Source organism: Paeniglutamicibacter psychrophenolicus, assembly GCF_030812255.1.
GTDB lineage: Bacteria > Actinomycetota > Actinomycetes > Actinomycetales > Micrococcaceae > Paeniglutamicibacter > Paeniglutamicibacter psychrophenolicus_A.
The window spans coordinates 148,124-163,536 of the sequence record NZ_JAUSSH010000005.1 but is presented as its reverse complement, the minus strand read 5'-3'; the positions used below and the strand labels follow the sequence as shown (position 1 = coordinate 163,536).

Annotated in this window: 13 protein-coding genes; 8 read left to right on the top strand and 5 right to left on the bottom strand. The window is 67.3% G+C overall.

From position 1 onward, the window contains the following. Positions 1-47: 47 nt before the first annotated feature. Genes J2T21_RS09440 through J2T21_RS09420 form a run of 5 tightly spaced genes read right to left on the bottom strand, consistent with a single transcriptional unit; the run spans position 48 to position 7,007 of the window. On the bottom strand, positions 48-1,736 hold the full coding sequence (locus tag J2T21_RS09440; protein ID WP_307580762.1) for a glycoside hydrolase family 13 protein: 1,689 nt from the start codon (positions 1,734-1,736) through the stop codon (positions 48-50). Beyond that, entirely contained in the window at positions 1,736-2,641 is a 906-nt protein-coding gene (locus J2T21_RS09435) for a carbohydrate ABC transporter permease (protein ID WP_307580760.1), read from the bottom strand. The genes J2T21_RS09440 and J2T21_RS09435 overlap by 1 nt, the downstream gene beginning before the upstream one ends. Continuing rightward, positions 2,638-3,552: a carbohydrate ABC transporter permease gene (locus J2T21_RS09430; protein WP_307580759.1), complete on the bottom strand. Its 915-nt coding sequence runs from the start codon at positions 3,550-3,552 to the stop codon at positions 2,638-2,640. Before J2T21_RS09430 ends, J2T21_RS09435 begins: the two co-directional genes overlap by 4 nt. Positions 3,553-3,554: 2 nt before the next feature. Beyond that, positions 3,555-4,850, bottom strand: a complete 1,296-nt coding sequence (locus tag J2T21_RS09425; RefSeq protein ID WP_307580757.1) for an ABC transporter substrate-binding protein — start codon at positions 4,848-4,850, stop codon at positions 3,555-3,557. Between the two features lie 9 nt (positions 4,851-4,859). Next, the gene (locus tag J2T21_RS09420; RefSeq protein ID WP_307580753.1) at positions 4,860-7,007 is read right to left on the bottom strand and encodes an alpha-galactosidase; all 2,148 of its coding nucleotides are present in this window, start codon (positions 7,005-7,007) and stop codon (positions 4,860-4,862) included. A gap of 137 nt (positions 7,008-7,144) precedes the next feature. On the opposite strand from J2T21_RS09420, the gene J2T21_RS09415 reads away from it, so the two are divergent. The 8 genes from J2T21_RS09415 (at position 7,145) to J2T21_RS09380 (ending at position 15,343) form a co-directional block, all read left to right on the top strand. After that, positions 7,145-8,392, top strand: a complete 1,248-nt coding sequence (locus J2T21_RS09415; RefSeq protein WP_307580751.1) for an ROK family transcriptional regulator — start codon at positions 7,145-7,147, stop codon at positions 8,390-8,392. A gap of 19 nt (positions 8,393-8,411) precedes the next feature. Beyond that, positions 8,412-8,777: a DUF488 domain-containing protein gene (locus tag J2T21_RS09410; RefSeq protein ID WP_071216428.1), complete on the top strand. Its 366-nt coding sequence runs from the start codon at positions 8,412-8,414 to the stop codon at positions 8,775-8,777. Positions 8,778-8,869: 92 nt separating this feature from the next. Further along, the gene (locus J2T21_RS09405; RefSeq protein ID WP_307580748.1) at positions 8,870-9,640 is read left to right on the top strand and encodes an SDR family oxidoreductase; all 771 of its coding nucleotides are present in this window, start codon (positions 8,870-8,872) and stop codon (positions 9,638-9,640) included. Beyond that, positions 9,637-10,374: a sirohydrochlorin chelatase gene (locus J2T21_RS09400; RefSeq protein WP_307580746.1), complete on the top strand. Its 738-nt coding sequence runs from the start codon at positions 9,637-9,639 to the stop codon at positions 10,372-10,374. The genes J2T21_RS09405 and J2T21_RS09400 overlap by 4 nt, the downstream gene beginning before the upstream one ends. Positions 10,375-10,451: 77 nt before the next feature. Beyond that, the gene (locus tag J2T21_RS09395; RefSeq protein ID WP_307580744.1) at positions 10,452-12,185 is read left to right on the top strand and encodes a nitrite/sulfite reductase; all 1,734 of its coding nucleotides are present in this window, start codon (positions 10,452-10,454) and stop codon (positions 12,183-12,185) included. 14 nt (positions 12,186-12,199) lie between these two features. Then, a complete protein-coding gene (locus J2T21_RS09390; RefSeq protein ID WP_307580956.1) occupies positions 12,200-12,931 on the top strand; it encodes a phosphoadenylyl-sulfate reductase in 732 nt (243 codons plus the stop codon). A gap of 61 nt (positions 12,932-12,992) precedes the next feature. After that, positions 12,993-13,961, top strand: coding sequence for a sulfate adenylyltransferase subunit CysD (gene cysD / locus J2T21_RS09385; RefSeq protein WP_307580742.1), 969 nt, complete (start codon positions 12,993-12,995; stop codon positions 13,959-13,961). After that, the gene (locus J2T21_RS09380; protein WP_307580740.1) at positions 13,961-15,343 is read left to right on the top strand and encodes a sulfate adenylyltransferase subunit 1; all 1,383 of its coding nucleotides are present in this window, start codon (positions 13,961-13,963) and stop codon (positions 15,341-15,343) included. Before cysD ends, J2T21_RS09380 begins: the two co-directional genes overlap by 1 nt. Positions 15,344-15,413 lie beyond the last annotated feature (70 nt).

The window sequence follows — 15,413 nt, the reverse complement described above, 5'->3', positions numbered from 1 at the left end:
GCCCCCGGGTGTTCCAGGCGGGACAGGGCGGAGTCGGTCGACTCGGGTTACGGCGCGAGCCAGAGGGTGGTTTCCCCCGGGACCAGCGAGGGTGCCACGGGCAGCGCCCCGCTGGCAACGACGATCCTTTCCGCCTCGAGCCCTTCGGGCAAGGCCGCCGGGGAGAGGCCAAAATTGGTCAGCACCTCCCAGCCGTTTGGCCGGCGATAGTGCGCGAGCCTGGCATCGGGCGCCGAAACCCAGTGAAGGGACTCGGCCGTCTGCAGGGTGCGGCGCCACGCCAGGGCGCTGCGGTAGAACTCCAGTGTGGAATCCTTCACCCCGTCCTGGACGTTGACGGCATGATCGGCGAACCACCCTGGCTGGGGCAGCCACGGCGAACCGCCGAAACCGAGGTGCTGCTCCTGCGCATTCCAGGGCAACGGGACCCGGCAGCCGTCGCGCCCCTTGAGCTTTTTCCCGGTGCGGAACCACGTAGGATCCTGCAGCGCATCCAGCGGCAGGTCGGCGGCCTCGAAGAGCCCAAGTTCCTCGCCCTGGTATAGGTAGGCGGAGCCGGGCAGGCCCAACATGAACAGCGTCGCCGCCCGGGCCCGGCGCAGCCCGCGTTCCGGATCGCCGGCAGGTTCCCTGCCGCCGGAAAGCAGCCACGCATCCTGGGCCGCCGCGTCGGTCCCGTCGGGCAGGGAATAGCGCGATGCATGGCGCACCACGTCGTGGTTGGAGAACACCCAGGTGGACGAGGCACCGGAGGCCTCGGCTTCCTCGAGGCACCGGGCCACGATTTCGCGGAACTCCGTGGCGGCAAAGGGGGCCTGCAGCAAATCGAAGTTGAAGGCCTGCCCAAGTCCCGTGGGCCGGGCATAGCGCAGGCGCCGGTTGGTGAAGGGAACCCAGGCCTCGGCCACGGCAATGCGCGGCGGGTCGTATTCGTTGAGCACCGAGCGCCAGCCCGCATAGATCTCGTGGACCTCGTCGCGGTCAAAGAGCACGTCGCTGCCGTCATCGACCAAGATCTCCAGCGAGGGCTTGGAGCGCAGCGGATCTGCCATGTCCTTGACCAACGCGTGTGCCACGTCGACGCGGAAGCCATCCACGCCGCGGTCCGCCCAGAAGCGCAGCGTGGTGTGGAAGTCCTCGCGCACCTCCGGGTTGTCCCAGTTCAGATCCGGCTGTTCGGAGGCAAAAAGGTGCAGATACCACTGCCCCGGCGCCCCGGCGTTTTCTCCGGCGGTCCCGGTGACCCGGGTCCAGGCCGGTCCGCCGAAGTGCGAAGGCCAGTCCGAGGGAGGGAGCTCGCCGTTCTCTCCCAGCCCATCGCGGAAGTGGTAGCGGGCCCGCTCGGGGGATCCGGGTGCCGCGGCCAGGGCAGCGGTGAACCACTCATGGCGGTTGGAGGAGTGGTTGGGCACCACGTCGACGATGACCTTGATGTTCGCCGCATGGGCGGCCGCGACCATGGCGTCGAAGTCTTCCAGCGTTCCCAGCCGCGGGTCCACGTTGCGGTAGTCGTCCACGTCGTACCCGCCGTCGGCCAGGGCCGAGGGGTAGAACGGGGAGAGCCAGATCGCGTCGATGCCCAGACCCGCGAGGTAGCCCATGCGCGAGGTGACCCCGGGCAGGTCGCCCAGGCCGTCACCCGTGGCGTCGGCGAAGCTGCGCGGATAGATCTGGTAGACGGCGGCCTGGCGCCACCAATCGGCGTCTAGTGCGGCGGTTGCAACGTGCTCGTTCATTATTTGATGGATCCTCTCATGACACCGGAAATAACCCAGCGTTGTGCAAATAGGTAGACCAGGAGTAGCGGTGCCATCGCCATCAGGTATGAGGCGAAAGCGGTGGAATAGTCGGTATTGAATTGACTCTGGAAAATGTACTGGACCAGGGGGAGGGTGCGGGTGGCGGGATCGGAAAGGATCACCAAGGGCAACAGGAAGTCGTTCCAGGCCCAGAGGCAGGTCAGGATTCCGACGGTCGCATTCATGGGGGTCAACAGCGGGAAGATGACTTTCCAAAAGGTCGTCCAGTGGCTGGCACCGTCCATGATTGCCGCCTCCTCGAGTTCCGACGGGATCGACTTGATGAACGCCGTGTAGACGAAGACGTTGAAGCTGAGCCCGTACACGGTATATAGGAGGAACAAGCCGACCGGATTGTCGAGGCCCAGCAGTGCGGTTTCCTTGGTCACCGGCAGCATGATGATTGGGAACGGAACAAAGAGTGCGGCGATAAAGAAGTAGTACAGGGCCTTGAAGAACGGCCGGTGCATGTTGCGGGCGACGGAGTACGCAACCATGGAATTGGTGATGATCGTCAGGACCACGGCCGCAGCCGTGACGATTCCCGAGGTCAGCAGCGCGTTGGGGAAATTGGTGAGCTCCCAGGCCTTGGAGAAGTTCTCCGGGTGGATGCTGGTGGGCAGCTCGAATCCGGTTCCGCCGAGCTGGTCCGGAGACTTCAATGCGGTTACCACGGTGAAGTACAACGGTATGAGGACTGTCAGCGAGAGCACGGCCACCAGAACGGTGACAGGAACATTGACATTGGAAATTCTTCGCTTCTTCACCGGACCGTGCGGTGACGTTGAGCTGGAAACCGGTTCGCCGCTCACGGAATGCTTGGACATGGCTAGTGTACTCACGAGAAATCGGCTTCCTTGCGTTGTAGGGTCCGCATCTGCAGCAGCGAAAGGACCACGATGACGATCAGGTAAACAACGGAGTTGGCCATTTGGTAGCCGTATTCCCCGCCCTGGAATCCGCCCCGGTAGATGACCATGGCCACCGATTCCGTGCTGGTGCCTGGTCCGCCGCCTGTCAGTGCAACGATCTGGTCGAAGGCCTGCAGCAGTCCCTTGAGTGCGAGCACCATGTTGATCGTGAAGAACGCGGAAATCATGGGAAATGTAATGGAGGTGAATTTCCGCCAGTGGGTCGCCCCATCGATGCTTGCGGCTTCGTAGAGTTCCGCCGGAACCGTTTGCAGTCCCGCCAGGTAGATGATCACACTGAAGGCGATCGACTGCCAGGCCGTCACCCCGACGATGCCCAACCACGCAAGATCGGGGTTGGTGAGAACTGAAGAGGAAAGCCACTCGATGCCCAACGCCTGTCCAACGAGCGGAAGGTTGTTGGAGAGCAGGTAATTGAAGACGTATCCGACGATCAGTACCGAAAGCACGTTGGGGATGAAGAAGATTCCGCGGAACGCCGTCTGGAATTTGATTTTCGCATTCAGCAGCAGGGCAATGAACAGTGCGCCGACGTTCACCACGATCGTGGTGGTGGTCGCGAAGAGGAAGGTGAACCCGTATGAGGAAAGTATCCTGTCGTCCCTGAATAGATTCACGTAGTTCCCGATGCCGACAAAATCCCATTCGCCGTATCCCGCGTAGTTGGTGAAGCTGTAGAAGATTCCGGTCAGCGCCGGAATGGTGTGAAGCACGACGAAGAGCAGGAGGGCAGGGATCACCATCCAGTAGAACGTTCGATTCACGGTTTCACTGCGCAGCTTGTTCTTGCTGGGGCCCGTGGCGAGGCGTGGTGCGCCCATGGTCATTCCCCTTTCTTCGTTGAGGTGCGGGCGGCGGCCTTCGCAAATTCGCGGTCTGCCCGGTCGAGGAACGCAGCGGTGTCGCCGTCAAGCATGAACTGCTGCAACATTGCAGTGAACGGAATGCTGGTGGGGATCTGGTGGTCGAAGTAGCCGATCACCCTGCCCTCCTCGAAAATGTCCTGGACTCCGGCCAGGGCTGGATCCGTTGTGGGCCCGGTATCCTTGAGCGGCACGAGAGCGGATTGCGCCTCGGCGTACTTTTTCATCGCCTCGCTGCTCATCAGGAACTCGATGAATGCCGCCGCCTCCTTCGGATGCTTGGTGTCTCGTCCCATCGCAAGCGTGACGTCGACGCCCGTGACCAGGGTTGTTTCGGCCGGGTCGTTGGTGGTCGGGTAGGGGAACGACGCGATCCTTGCCTCGGGGTTTGCGGCCCTGATAGCGGGAATCGCGAAGCTGCCCTGAAGGTACATGGCCGATTTTCCCGCGGCGAAGGCGGCGTTCCCGTCGTTGTAGCCGTCGCTGTCGGCACCGGGCTGGCGGTAGCCGAAGAGCTGCTTGAGCTTCTCGGCGGCCTCCGTCCCGTCTGCTGCGAAACCGTGTGTCCCGGTCTGCGGGTTCCACGAGGCTGAGCGGATGTCTTCCAAGAATCCTGCCGGTTTGAGATTTCCGGCAAGGTTCACATAGGTGGGCAGGACAGTCCATGCATCCTTGAGCGTCAGGTGGAATGGCGCCACCCCGTTGTCCTTGAAGGTTTCCGCCGCGGCAATGAGCTCATCCCAGGTACTCGGAACCTCGACGTTGTATTCGGCGAAGATGTCGGGGTTGTAAAGGATCGCGCTGGCGTTGTTTGCAAAGGGCAGGCCGTTGGTCTCGCTGCCGTGGCAGGTTCCCAAGGAGTTGAGGATATCCTGGACCTCGGGTTTGACTCGGGAGGCTGAGGGAAATGCCGAAAGGTCCGCAAATACGCAGGACGCAGCCAGGTCCGCGAAATTCCCGTTGCCGTTGAGCGTGAGCACGTCGGGGGTTTTGCCCTTGACGAGCAGGGTGCGGATGGCAGTGTCCGGGTCGGGAACGGCATTGATGACCACGTCGACATCCGGGTTCCGTGTCTCGAATTCGGCGACCAGGGCCTGGAATTCGGTGACGGCCTCGGGTTTGAACTGGAAGAAGTCCAGCGTCACGCGGCCCTCGTCTGCCGGGGCGCAGGCAGCCAGGGAGGTTCCAAGCGCCACCGTCAGGCAGGCGCCGGCGACGCGTCGCCATGTATTCGAGCGGGTTTTTTTGGTGTTCACGGTTGCTCCTTAGCCATCGGTCCGGTCAAGCATGATCAGTACCGATTGCTCGGGGAACAGGACGGGGGACTGCAGGCCCATCGTTCCAAGGGTGGCACCGCTGAGGACGTGCGGGGTTTGCGTCCAGGAAAGCGTGGACTGGCCATTGCCCACCGCATCGTTCAGCGGTTCGCTCAGTCGCACCCGATACCTGGCCTCGGGGTTCAATCCCGGCAGGGTGAAACGTCCGGCCGGGTAGGTGAGCGAGGCCTCGCGCAGTGTGAAGGCGAAGACGGCACGCGTGGCATCGGCGGCAACCACACCGCGGATGTCGATGGCGGTGTCGGGATGATCCGCGTGGACGCTGTCCCCGCTGTGGAACAGTGCGCGGTTTTCCTTGTGAAAGTCCACCCACTGTGCGAGCTCGGTGCCCAGGGAATCGTCGATCCGGGCGATGTTCCATTCGATACCAAAATGGCCGAAGATCGCGGTGCGTGCCATGAAGCCCAGGTCGTGCCTGCGCCCGGTGGAGTGGGAGCGGGGCCCGCCGATGTGGGCACCCATGAGTTCGTAGGGGATCAGCAGGTTGGTGTTTTCCTGGTTGTCCAGGCGCTCGATCGGATCGATGCAGTCGGAGGTCCAGATGCGGTCGGTGTGTTCGAGGATGCCGAGGTCGACGCGGGCGCCGCCGGATGCGCAGCTTTCGATTTCAAGTCCCGGGTGCCGGGCTTTGAGTTCGGCGAGCAGCCGGTAGAGCGCAAGCGTGGTTTCGCGGACCGCGGCGGTTCCGCTGTGCGCGTGGGATGCCTCGAGCAGGTCGCGGTTGTGGTCCCATTTGATGTAGCCGATGGGGTACTGCGTGAGCAGGCTGTCGATGCGTTCCAGGAGGTAGGCGTAGCAATCGGGATGTGAAAGGTTGAGGACCTGCTGCTGGCGCGCGGCCACCGGCCAGCGGCCGGCATCCTGCAGGATCCAGTCGGGATGGCTGCGTGCCAGATCGCTGTCCGGATTGACCATTTCGGGCTCGAACCACAGGCCAAATTCCATGCCAAGCCCCGTCACATGGTCGGTAAGCGGGGACAGGCCCCCCGGCCAGATGCCCGGGTCGACAAACCAGTCGCCGAGTCCGGCGGTGTCGTCGCGGCGACCATTGAACCAGCCGTCGTCGAGCACGAAGCGTTCGACCCCCACGGTGGCGGCCCTGTCGGCCAGTTCCTTGAGGGTCTGCAGGTCGTGGTCGAAGTACACCGCTTCCCACGTGTTGAGGGTGACGGGCCGCGGCTTGCGGGGGTGCTGCGGCCGAGCCCGCAGGTCTCGGTGGAAGCGGGCCGACAGCTGGTCGGTTCCATGCCCCCAGGAGCCGAGGGCCCATGGGGTGCTGTAGCTGGAGCCCGGTTCCAGGTTCAGTTCCCCTGGCAGCAGCAATTCCCCGGCGGTGATGAAGTTGTCTGAAGTGATGGTCCGTTCGGCGCTCAGTTTGTGGTTGCCGCTCCAGGCCAGATGAACGCCGTGGACCAGACCCTTGCGGTGTCCGAAATGCGCCTCTCCAACGAGCATGAGAAGGCTGGCGTCGGCGCCGGGGCGGCCTCGCCGGGATTCGCGCACATGCGAGCCGACCGTCAGGGGGCGGCGCTGGGCGCTGCGTTCCTTGAGATGGCGGCCGGTGCTGTCCTGGATAGTGGTTGCGGTGTGCGGCAGGGGGAACACGGTCGCGAGCCTGTTGACCAGGTAGGCTCCTGGGCCGGAGTTCTTTAGGGTGTGCCGCTGGGAGAACACCCCGTTGGCACTGAGCCGAAGCTCGGTAACGAGTTCGAGGCCGGCCACTGGGTCGGCGGCACTGATGGTCAGGGAATGTTGGTCTGACCGAATGCCGCTGGTGGCCAATGCGGTGGACCACGAACGGGAGGTACGGTGTCCTTCGAGCGCCGGGCCCTGCTGCCATCCGAAACGTTCCTGCGGGAATATGTCCAATCGGGCAGGTTCGTCGATCCCTCCAGAAACGCGCTGCGGGCGTGCCGCGCTCGCCAGATCCCGCATTTCGCTCTCATCGAGCTCGCCGGTGTCCGGGCCCCAATGGATGATCGTTGGAAACCCCGGGGTGGTTGCATCGATGAGAACGGAGGTACCGCCGCGGTGCAGCTGGTGGTATGGCGCGATGGGGTGGGCTGTTGAGGTCATTGAATATTTTTACTCCAAAACTAATGAGTGTGTCAAGCGCCACATCCACAATGGGTGGGGACCTTGTGGCTGGCCTTTCTGCTCATCTGTGGCGGGTTGGGTCGATATTTATGACCGAAATGAAATAAACTGATCGCATGTCAATCGAAGCCACGACAAGCGGTGAGTCATTCTCCAAGCGCTGCGGCACTCCTGCGCCGTCTGCCGCAAAGGTGCCGCTGCTCAGTGAACCGGAGCTGGAAGTGGCGCGGGCCATTTTGATTCATGGGCCCAGTTCACGCGGTGAACTCTCCCAGCGGCTGAAGCTCAGTGCCGCCAGCCTGACCCGGCTGAGCAAGCCGCTGCTGGATGCGGGAATTGTGGGCGAAAGCGACCTGGTCTTGGACGGAAGCGTGGGGCGCCCCGTGCGGCTGCTCGATATACGGCAGGAATCCAGCTTTTTTGTCGGCATCAAGATCACCGGCCAGATGGCACAGGGGGTGCTCACCGACCTGCGTGCCAAGTCCCGGGCCAGCGCCGCGCGCGAGCTGCCGAGCCGGGATGTAGCGGACGTGCTTGAGGTCTTGGTGGGGCTGATTGGGGATCTCCGGGAGCTGGGCGGTCGGCCGCTCTCGGGGGTGGGCATTTCCATCGGTGGCCAGGTCTCCAACGGAACGGTCATCGCACGGGCCCCATTCCTGGGCTGGCGCAATGTCCCGCTAGGCGAACTGCTGCAAGAGCGCACCGGGCTGCCGGTGTTGGTCGAAAACGACGTGACGGCATTGGTTGCCGCCGAGCAGTGGTTTGGCGTGGGCCGCGAGGCAGCGGATTTTGCGGTTGTCACCGTTGGCGCGGGCGTCGGCTACGGGTTGGCCATCCACCAGCAGGTAATGCGCGGCCGGGATACGGGTTTGGGGCTGGGCGGACATTTCCCCCTCGACCCGAACGGACCCCTGTGTCTGGAGGGCCACCGCGGCTGTTCCACGGCGATGCTCACGATTCCCAGCATCTGTGCGCAGATTTCCACTGCACTGCTTCGCGAGGTCGGCTACGGGGAGGCCTTCGAGCTTGCCGCTGCGGGCAACAAGGTGGCCCAGTCGGTACTTCAGGCCGCCGCGCTGGCACTGGGGCGTTTCCTTGCCGCCGCCGCGAACCTGACCATGGTAAATGTGGTGGTGCTGGGTGGGGAAGGCATCGAGCTGTTCAACAGGTACGAGCAGTCCGTGCGCGCCGCGTTGGCCGCGGACCGGGACCCCGAGGCCTCAGAGGTGCGCATTGCGGTCCTGTCCCCGGAGTTCGACCAGTGGGCCACCGGTGCGGCCGCGGTTGCCATCCAAAAATACGCCTTCACCCAGGGATCCACTGCCGAAGCCGAGAGACGCCGTTCCTCTGGAAGAAGTGCCTAAACAGGCCTAAAATTGAGGCATGGGAAGTTTTCGATTGTTGCGTGCGTACGAACCTGCCGACGGCGGCTACCGGGTCCTGGTGGACCGGCTCTGGCCGCGGGGACTGAGCAAGGAACGAGCGGCGATCGACGACTGGGCCAAGGACGTGGCCCCCTCGCCCCAGCTGCGCGTGGCCTTCCGCCACAAGGCCGAGCGGTTCACCGAGTTCAGCGACCACTACCGCCAGGAGCTGGAGGTGGGATCCGCCGCCGAGGGTGCCGAGCGGCTGCTGGAGATCGCCCGGAAGGAAGACGACGTCGTGCTGGTCTACGGAGCCCGCGACACCGTGCACAACCAAGCGGTGGTGCTCTTCGATTTCCTGACCGAGGTGCAGCAGGAATCCTGAGACCGTGGCCCTTGCCGCCATGCGGTGGGCCCCGGAGCCATGAAACGACATCGTGGTTGGGGGCAGGTGCCCCCGCTGGTTAGGATTTGTCCATGTTGCCAACGAATCCACACCCCCAGCATGCAGCCGTCGTCACCGGAGCCTCCAGCGGAATAGGGGAGGCCACCGCGCGCACCCTGGCCGCGGCCGGATGGAAGGTCTTCGCCGTGGCCCGCCGCGCCGACCGGCTGGCGAAGCTCGCGCAGGAGACCGGTGCGATCCCCGTCGCCGCCGACATCACCGACGACGCCCAGGTCGCGGCGCTGCTGGCCGCCGTCGAGGCCGGCGGCGGCATCGACACCCTGGTCAACATCGCCGGCGGCGCCCGCGGCGCCGATTACCTGGCCGAGGCCAAGAACGAGGACTGGGACTTCATGCTCCAGGCCAACGTCATGGGCACCATGAAGATCACCCGCGCCTTCCTGCCGATGCTCCGCACCCACGGCGAGGGCACCGTGCTCAACCTGACCTCGACCGCCGGGCTGGTCAGCTACGAGGGAGGATCCGGCTACAACGCCGCGAAGGCCGCACAGCGCGCGCTCACCCAGGCCCTGCGGCTGGAGGAAGTCGAGCACAACATCCGGGTCATCGAGGTGCTGCCCGGCCTGGTGCAGACCGAGGAATTCGCCCTGCGCCGGATGGGCGGGGACCGCGAGTTGGCCCAAAAGCCCTACGCCGGGGTGGCCAAGCCGCTGACCGCCGGGGACGTGGCCGACATCGTCTCCTACGCCGTCAACGCCCCGCACCACGTGAACCTCGACGAGATCGTTGTCCGCCCCGTCGCGCAGGCCGCTGCCCACAAGCTGATCCGCGGCCTGGCGTGAACCCGGCCGCCGGCGGCGGGAAACGGCCGCTGCACGTCGTGGCCTGCGCCCACGGCACCGACAACCCCGAAGGCCGCCGGCTCGTGAACGGGCTGCGCGGGGACCTGGCCGCCGTGCTTTCCGCAGACGGCATCGACGCGGTGGTCCACGAGGCCTACGTCGACGTGCAGGAACCCCGGCTGGAATCGGTGCTCGCCGCCCTGCCGCCCGGCGAGGCAGCCATCGTCGCACCCCTGCTGCTCTCCGAGGGGTTCCACACCTCGGTGGACATCGCCGAGGCGGCGGCCGCCCGGCCGCACACCATCGTGTCCGGCCCCATTGGCCCCGACCCGCGCCTGGCCGGGGTGCTGGCGGCGCGGCTGGCCGAGTCCGGACACCGCCCCGGGGACGCGGTGGTGCTGGCCGCCGCCGGAACCCGCCTCGAGGCCGGGCAGCGGCAGGCGGCCCGGATGGCCGCGGCACTGGCCGAGGAACTGGGCCAGGAGGTAGCGGTGGCCTATTGCTCCGCCGCCGCTCCGTCGGTGCCCGACGCGGTGGCTGCGGCACGTGCCGCAGGCGCCAAGCGAGTGGGCGTCGCCGCCTTCCTGCTGGCCCCCGGATTCTTCCACGACCGGCTGGCCGGAGCCGGCGCCGACCAGGTGACGGCGGCGCTGTTGCCGGGCGTCACAATCGCGAAATGTGTCGCCGGAAGACTCGCCGAAGCGCTAGCGAAGGGGCCCTCCGGCACCGAATAGGTCGCCGCGTTACGGCATGACGTTTCGGGTCGGAGGCCGCTGGCGGGCCGCCTCCGGCCCGCCCTAATGTCGTAGCCATGACACAGGCAACCGACACCCCGGCAAGCACCGGCACCGCCCGGCCAGTCCGCCCGGCCCGCCCGGCGGCCAAGCCGCACGGACAGTGGAAGATCGATGGGCCCGCCCCGCTGAACGCCAACGAGGCGGTCAAGGCGGACGACAACGGGCTCAACGTGCGCGAACGCATCGAAACCATCTACGCCCAGGGCGGCTTCGACTCCATCGACCCCACCGACCTGCACGGACGCTTCCGCTGGTGGGGCCTCTACACCCAGCGCAAGCCCGGCATCGACGGAGGGCGCACCGCCACCCTGGAGCCGCATGAGCTCGAGGACCGCTACTTCATGATGCGCGTGCGCATCGATGGCGGTACCCTTTCCACCGACCAGCTGCGCACCATCGGGGAGATTTCCCGCGACTTCGCCCGCGACAGTGCGGACGTCACCGACCGGCAGAACATCCAGCTGCACTGGGTCGACATCGTGGACGTGCCGGAGATCTGGCGCCGGCTCGAGGCCGTGGGCCTGGACACCACCGAGGCCTGCGGGGACGTGCCGCGCGTCATCCTCGGTTCCCCGGTCGCGGGCATCGCCAAGGACGAGATCCTGGACCCGACGCCCGCCATCCAGGAGATCCGCGAGCGCTTCATCGGCGACCCGGAGCTGGCGAACCTGCCGCGCAAGTTCAAGACCGCCATCACCGGGCACCCGTCCCAGGACGTGGTGCACGAGATCAACGACATCTCCCTGGTCGGGGTCATCCACCCCGAGCACGGGCCCGGCTACGACCTGTGGGTCGGCGGCGGCCTGTCCACCAGCGCGCGGCTGGCCGAGCGCCTGGGCGCGTTCGTGTCCGAGGAGCGCGCCGCCGAGGTGTGGCTGGGCGTGGTCTCGATCTTCCGCGACTACGGCTACCGCCGGCTGCGCAACAAGGCGCGGCTGAAGTACCTGATGAACGACTGGGGCCCGGCGCGCTTCCGCGAGGTGCTGGAGACCGAGTACCTGGGCTACTCGCTGCCCGACGGCCCGGCCCCGGCCAAGCCCACGACGCCCGGGGACCACGTGGGGATCCACGAGCAGAACGACGGGCGCTACTACATCGGCGCCTCCCCGTCCGCCGGCCGGCTCTCCGGCACGTTGCTGCTGGAACTGGCCGACCTGCTCGAGCGCCACGGCTCCAAGCGGCTGCGCACCACCCCGCACCAGAAGCTGCTCGCGCTGGACATCCCGGCCGCCTCGGTGAAGGCCGCCGCGGCGGAACTCGACGCGCTGGGCCTGGTCACCGCCCCGAGCATCTTCCGCCGCTCCGCGATCGCCTGCACCGGGATCGAGTTCTGCAAGCTGGCGATCGTCGACACCAAGGACACCGCGATCGCCGCGGTCGCCGAGCTCGAGACCCGCTTCGCCGAAAAGTCCGCCGTGCGCCTGCCGCCGAGCTTGAGCCTGCACGTGAACGGCTGCCCGAACTCCTGCGCCCGCGTGCAGACCGCCGACATCGGCCTGAAGGGCCAGCTGGTGCCCGATGGGCACGGCGGGCAGGCCCCCGGCTTCCAGGTGCACCTGGGCGGGGGACTGGCCTCGACCGAACGCGGCGAGGCCGGGCTGGGCCGCACCGTGCGCGGGCTGCGGATCACCGCCGACCAGCTGCCGGACTACATCGAGCGGGTGCTGGAGAACTACTCGGCCTCCAGCGACGAGGACGAGTCCTTCGCCGCGTGGTCGCACCGCGCCGCGGACGAGGACGTCCTGTGAACACCGCCGACCCGATCACCGCCGCCGCGAACGTCTCGGCGAACCTGTCCGCCCGGACTGCCGCCGATCGGGCGCTGGCCGAGGCCGGCGCCGCTGAGCTGGGCTTCGACGCGCCCGCCGCCGACGTCATCGCCTGGGTGGCCCGCAACTTCTTGGTCGCCGAGGTCGCCGTCGCCTGCTCGATGGCCGACGCAGTGCTTCCCGCGGTGGTCGCCGAGCAGCTGCCCGGGGTCGACGTGCTCTTCCTGGAGACCGGCTACCACTTCGCCGAGACCCATGCGACGCGCCACGAGGTCGCCTCCTCCCTGGACGTGCGGATCGTCGACGTGCTCCCGGAGCGCACCGTCGCCCAGCAGGACGCCGAGCTCGGGCCCCGGCTGCACGAACGCGACCCGGGCACCTGTTGCCGGCTGCGCAAGATGGAGCCGCTGGCGAAGGCGCTGTCCGGCTACCGGCTCTGGTTCACCGGGGTCCGCCGCGAGGAGGCCCCCACCCGCACCAACACCCCGCTGGTCACCTGGGATGCGGCGCACGGGCTGGTCAAGGTCAACCCGCTGGCCGGATGGAGCTTCGATCAGCTGATTTCCCACGCCACCGTGCACAGCGTCCCGGTGAACCTGCTGCTGTCCAACGGCTACCCGTCGATCGGCTGCGCCCCGTGCACCCGTCCGGTGGCCGAGGGGCAAGACCCGCGCGCCGGCCGCTGGGCCGGGGTCGCCAAGACCGAATGCGGCATCCACCGATGAGCCCCGCAGCAGCGGCACCGCGCCGCATGCCCGCCACAACCCACCCACGAAGGAGCCAGAGATGAGCACCACCGCCCCCGCCCCCGCGCGGCCGGTCCCCGCCGCACCCGGCACACCCGGCACACCCGGCAGCACGCACGAAACCGACGTGCTCGATGCGCTCGAGGCCGAATCCATCCACATCCTGCGCGAGGTCGTCGCCGAGTTCGAGCGCCCCGCGATGCTGTTTTCCGGCGGCAAGGACTCGGTGGTGATGCTGCACCTGGCCACCAAGGCGTTCTGGCCAGGCACCGTGCCCTTCCCGGTGCTGCACGTGGACACCGGCCACAACTTCGAAGAGGTCATCGCGTTCCGCGACGCCACGGTCCGGCGGCTGGGCCTGCGCCTGGTCGTGGCCAGCGTGCAGGACTACATCGACGACGGCCGGCTCACCGAGCGTGCCGACGGCACCCGCAACCCGCTGCAGACCACCCCGCTGCTCGACGCCATCGACGCCAACAGGTTTGACGTGCTCTTCGGCGGCGGGCGCCGCGACGAGGACAAGGCCCGGGCCAAGGAACGCATCCTGTCGCTGCGCGACGAATTCGGCCAGTGGGACCCGCGCAACCAGCGACCCGAACTGTGGAACCTCTACAACGGGCGCCACACCCCGGGGCAGCACGTGCGCGCCTTCCCGATCAGCAACTGGACCGAGCTGGACATCTGGCGCTACATCGAGCGCGAGAACATCGCGCTGCCCCCGCTCTACTACGCCCACGAGCGTACGGTCTTCGAGCACTCCGGCATGTGGCGGGCCGTCGGCGAATTCAGCCGGCCCGGCGACGGGGTGCCCACCGTGCGCCGGAGGGTACGCTACCGCACCGTGGGGGACATGTCCTGCACCGGGGCGGTGCCCTCCGACGCCGACACGGTCGCGAAGGTCATCGCCGAGGTCGCCACCACCACCATCACCGAACGCGGGGCCACCCGCGCGGACGACCGCATCTCCGAGGCGGCCATGGAAGACCGCAAGAAGGACGGGTATTTCTAATGAGCACCACGAATCTGGACAGCGCCGCATTTGACGAGGCCGCACTTGGCCATGCCGCGCCGGCGCTGGGCGCCCGCGGGCTCTTCCGCTTCGCCACCGCCGGCTCCGTCGACGACGGCAAGTCCACGCTCGTCGGCCGGCTGCTGCACGATGCCAAGGCCGTGCTGGCCGACACCCTCGAGTCGCTGGCCCGCACCTCCGCCGCGACCGGCTTCGGCGGCGGGGACGGCACCCTGGATTTGGCGCTGCTGACCGACGGGCTGCGCGCCGAGCGCGAACAGGGCATCACCATCGACGTGGCCTACCGCTACTTCTCCACCGGGGAACGCTCCTTCGTGCTCGCCGACTGCCCCGGGCACGTGCAGTACACGCGCAACACCGTCACCGGCGCCTCCACCGCCGATGCCGCGATCGTGCTCATCGACGCCCGCAAGGGGGTGCTCGAGCAGACCCGCCGCCACCTGGGCGTCATCGGGCTGCTGCGCGTGCCCAATGTCGTGGTCGCGGTGAACAAGATCGACCTGGTCGGCTACGACGCCGAGCGATTCGCCGACATCGCCGCCGACGTGGCCCGCGTGGCCGCAGGGCTGGGGCTTCCGGTGCCGCACGTCCTGCCGGTCTCCGCGCTGGTGGGGGACAACGTGGTGGAGCGCTCCGCGCACACCCCCTGGTACACCGGGGAAACGTTGCTGGGGTTGCTCGAATCCCTGCCGACCCGCGACGAGGCGGCCGCCGCGGCCGAGGACTTCCGCTTCCCGGTCCAGCTGGTGCTGCGCCCCCAGGGCGCGCTGGCGCCGGGCCTGGATCCGGAGGCGTTCCGCGACTACCGCGCCTACGCCGGGTCCATCGCCGCCGGCACCATCACCGTGGGGGACCCGGTCACCGTCGCATCCCCGGGCGCCCCGCGCCGGGAAACCACCGTCACCGGGATCGACGCCGCCGGGGTCCTGCTCGATACCGCCACGGCGCCCGCCTCGGTGGCGCTGCGGCTTGCCGACGAGTTGGACATCGCCCGCGGGGACACCATCGCCGCCGCCGGAACGCTGCCCGATTCCTCCGCGGACCTGCTGGCCCAGCTGTGCTGGCTCTCGCCGGCCCCGCTGCGCCCCGGGGCCACGGTGCTCATCAAGCACGGCACCGCCACGGTGCGGGCGAAGGTCAACTCCATTGCCGGGGCACTGGACCTGGAGGACTTCGGGCTGCTGCCCGCGGCCAGCCTGGAACTGAACGACATCGGCACCGTGGTGCTGCGCCTGGCCGCCGAACTTCCCACCGAGCCGTACGCGCGCCACCACCGCACCGGGGCTTTTTTGGTGATCGACCCGCAGGACGGCAACACGCTGGCCGCCGGACTCATCGCAGAGCGCACCTCCGCCGCCTAGCGGCGAACCCCTGCCCCGCCCACCGCGCCGGGGCGCCATCCCCGCCGCACCACCCCCATGCAGCACCCAC

What these genes read in the sequence shown, in the direction of transcription:
- J2T21_RS09440 (WP_307580762.1), bottom strand. Translation starts at nt 1,736, where the DNA reads ATGAACGAGCACGTTGCAACCGCCGCACTAGACGCCGATTGGTGGCGC.
- J2T21_RS09430 (WP_307580759.1), bottom strand. Translation starts at nt 3,552, where the DNA reads ATGGGCGCACCACGCCTCGCCACGGGCCCCAGCAAGAACAAGCTGCGC.
- J2T21_RS09420 (WP_307580753.1), bottom strand. Translation starts at nt 7,007, where the DNA reads ATGACCTCAACAGCCCACCCCATCGCGCCATACCACCAGCTGCACCGC.
- J2T21_RS09415 (WP_307580751.1), top strand. Translation starts at nt 7,145, where the DNA reads ATGTCAATCGAAGCCACGACAAGCGGTGAGTCATTCTCCAAGCGCTGC.
- J2T21_RS09410 (WP_071216428.1), top strand. Translation starts at nt 8,412, where the DNA reads ATGGGAAGTTTTCGATTGTTGCGTGCGTACGAACCTGCCGACGGCGGC.
- J2T21_RS09405 (WP_307580748.1), top strand. Translation starts at nt 8,870, where the DNA reads ATGTTGCCAACGAATCCACACCCCCAGCATGCAGCCGTCGTCACCGGA.
- J2T21_RS09395 (WP_307580744.1), top strand. Translation starts at nt 10,452, where the DNA reads ATGACACAGGCAACCGACACCCCGGCAAGCACCGGCACCGCCCGGCCA.
- cysD (WP_307580742.1), top strand. Translation starts at nt 12,993, where the DNA reads ATGAGCACCACCGCCCCCGCCCCCGCGCGGCCGGTCCCCGCCGCACCC.
- J2T21_RS09380 (WP_307580740.1), top strand. Translation starts at nt 13,961, where the DNA reads ATGAGCACCACGAATCTGGACAGCGCCGCATTTGACGAGGCCGCACTT.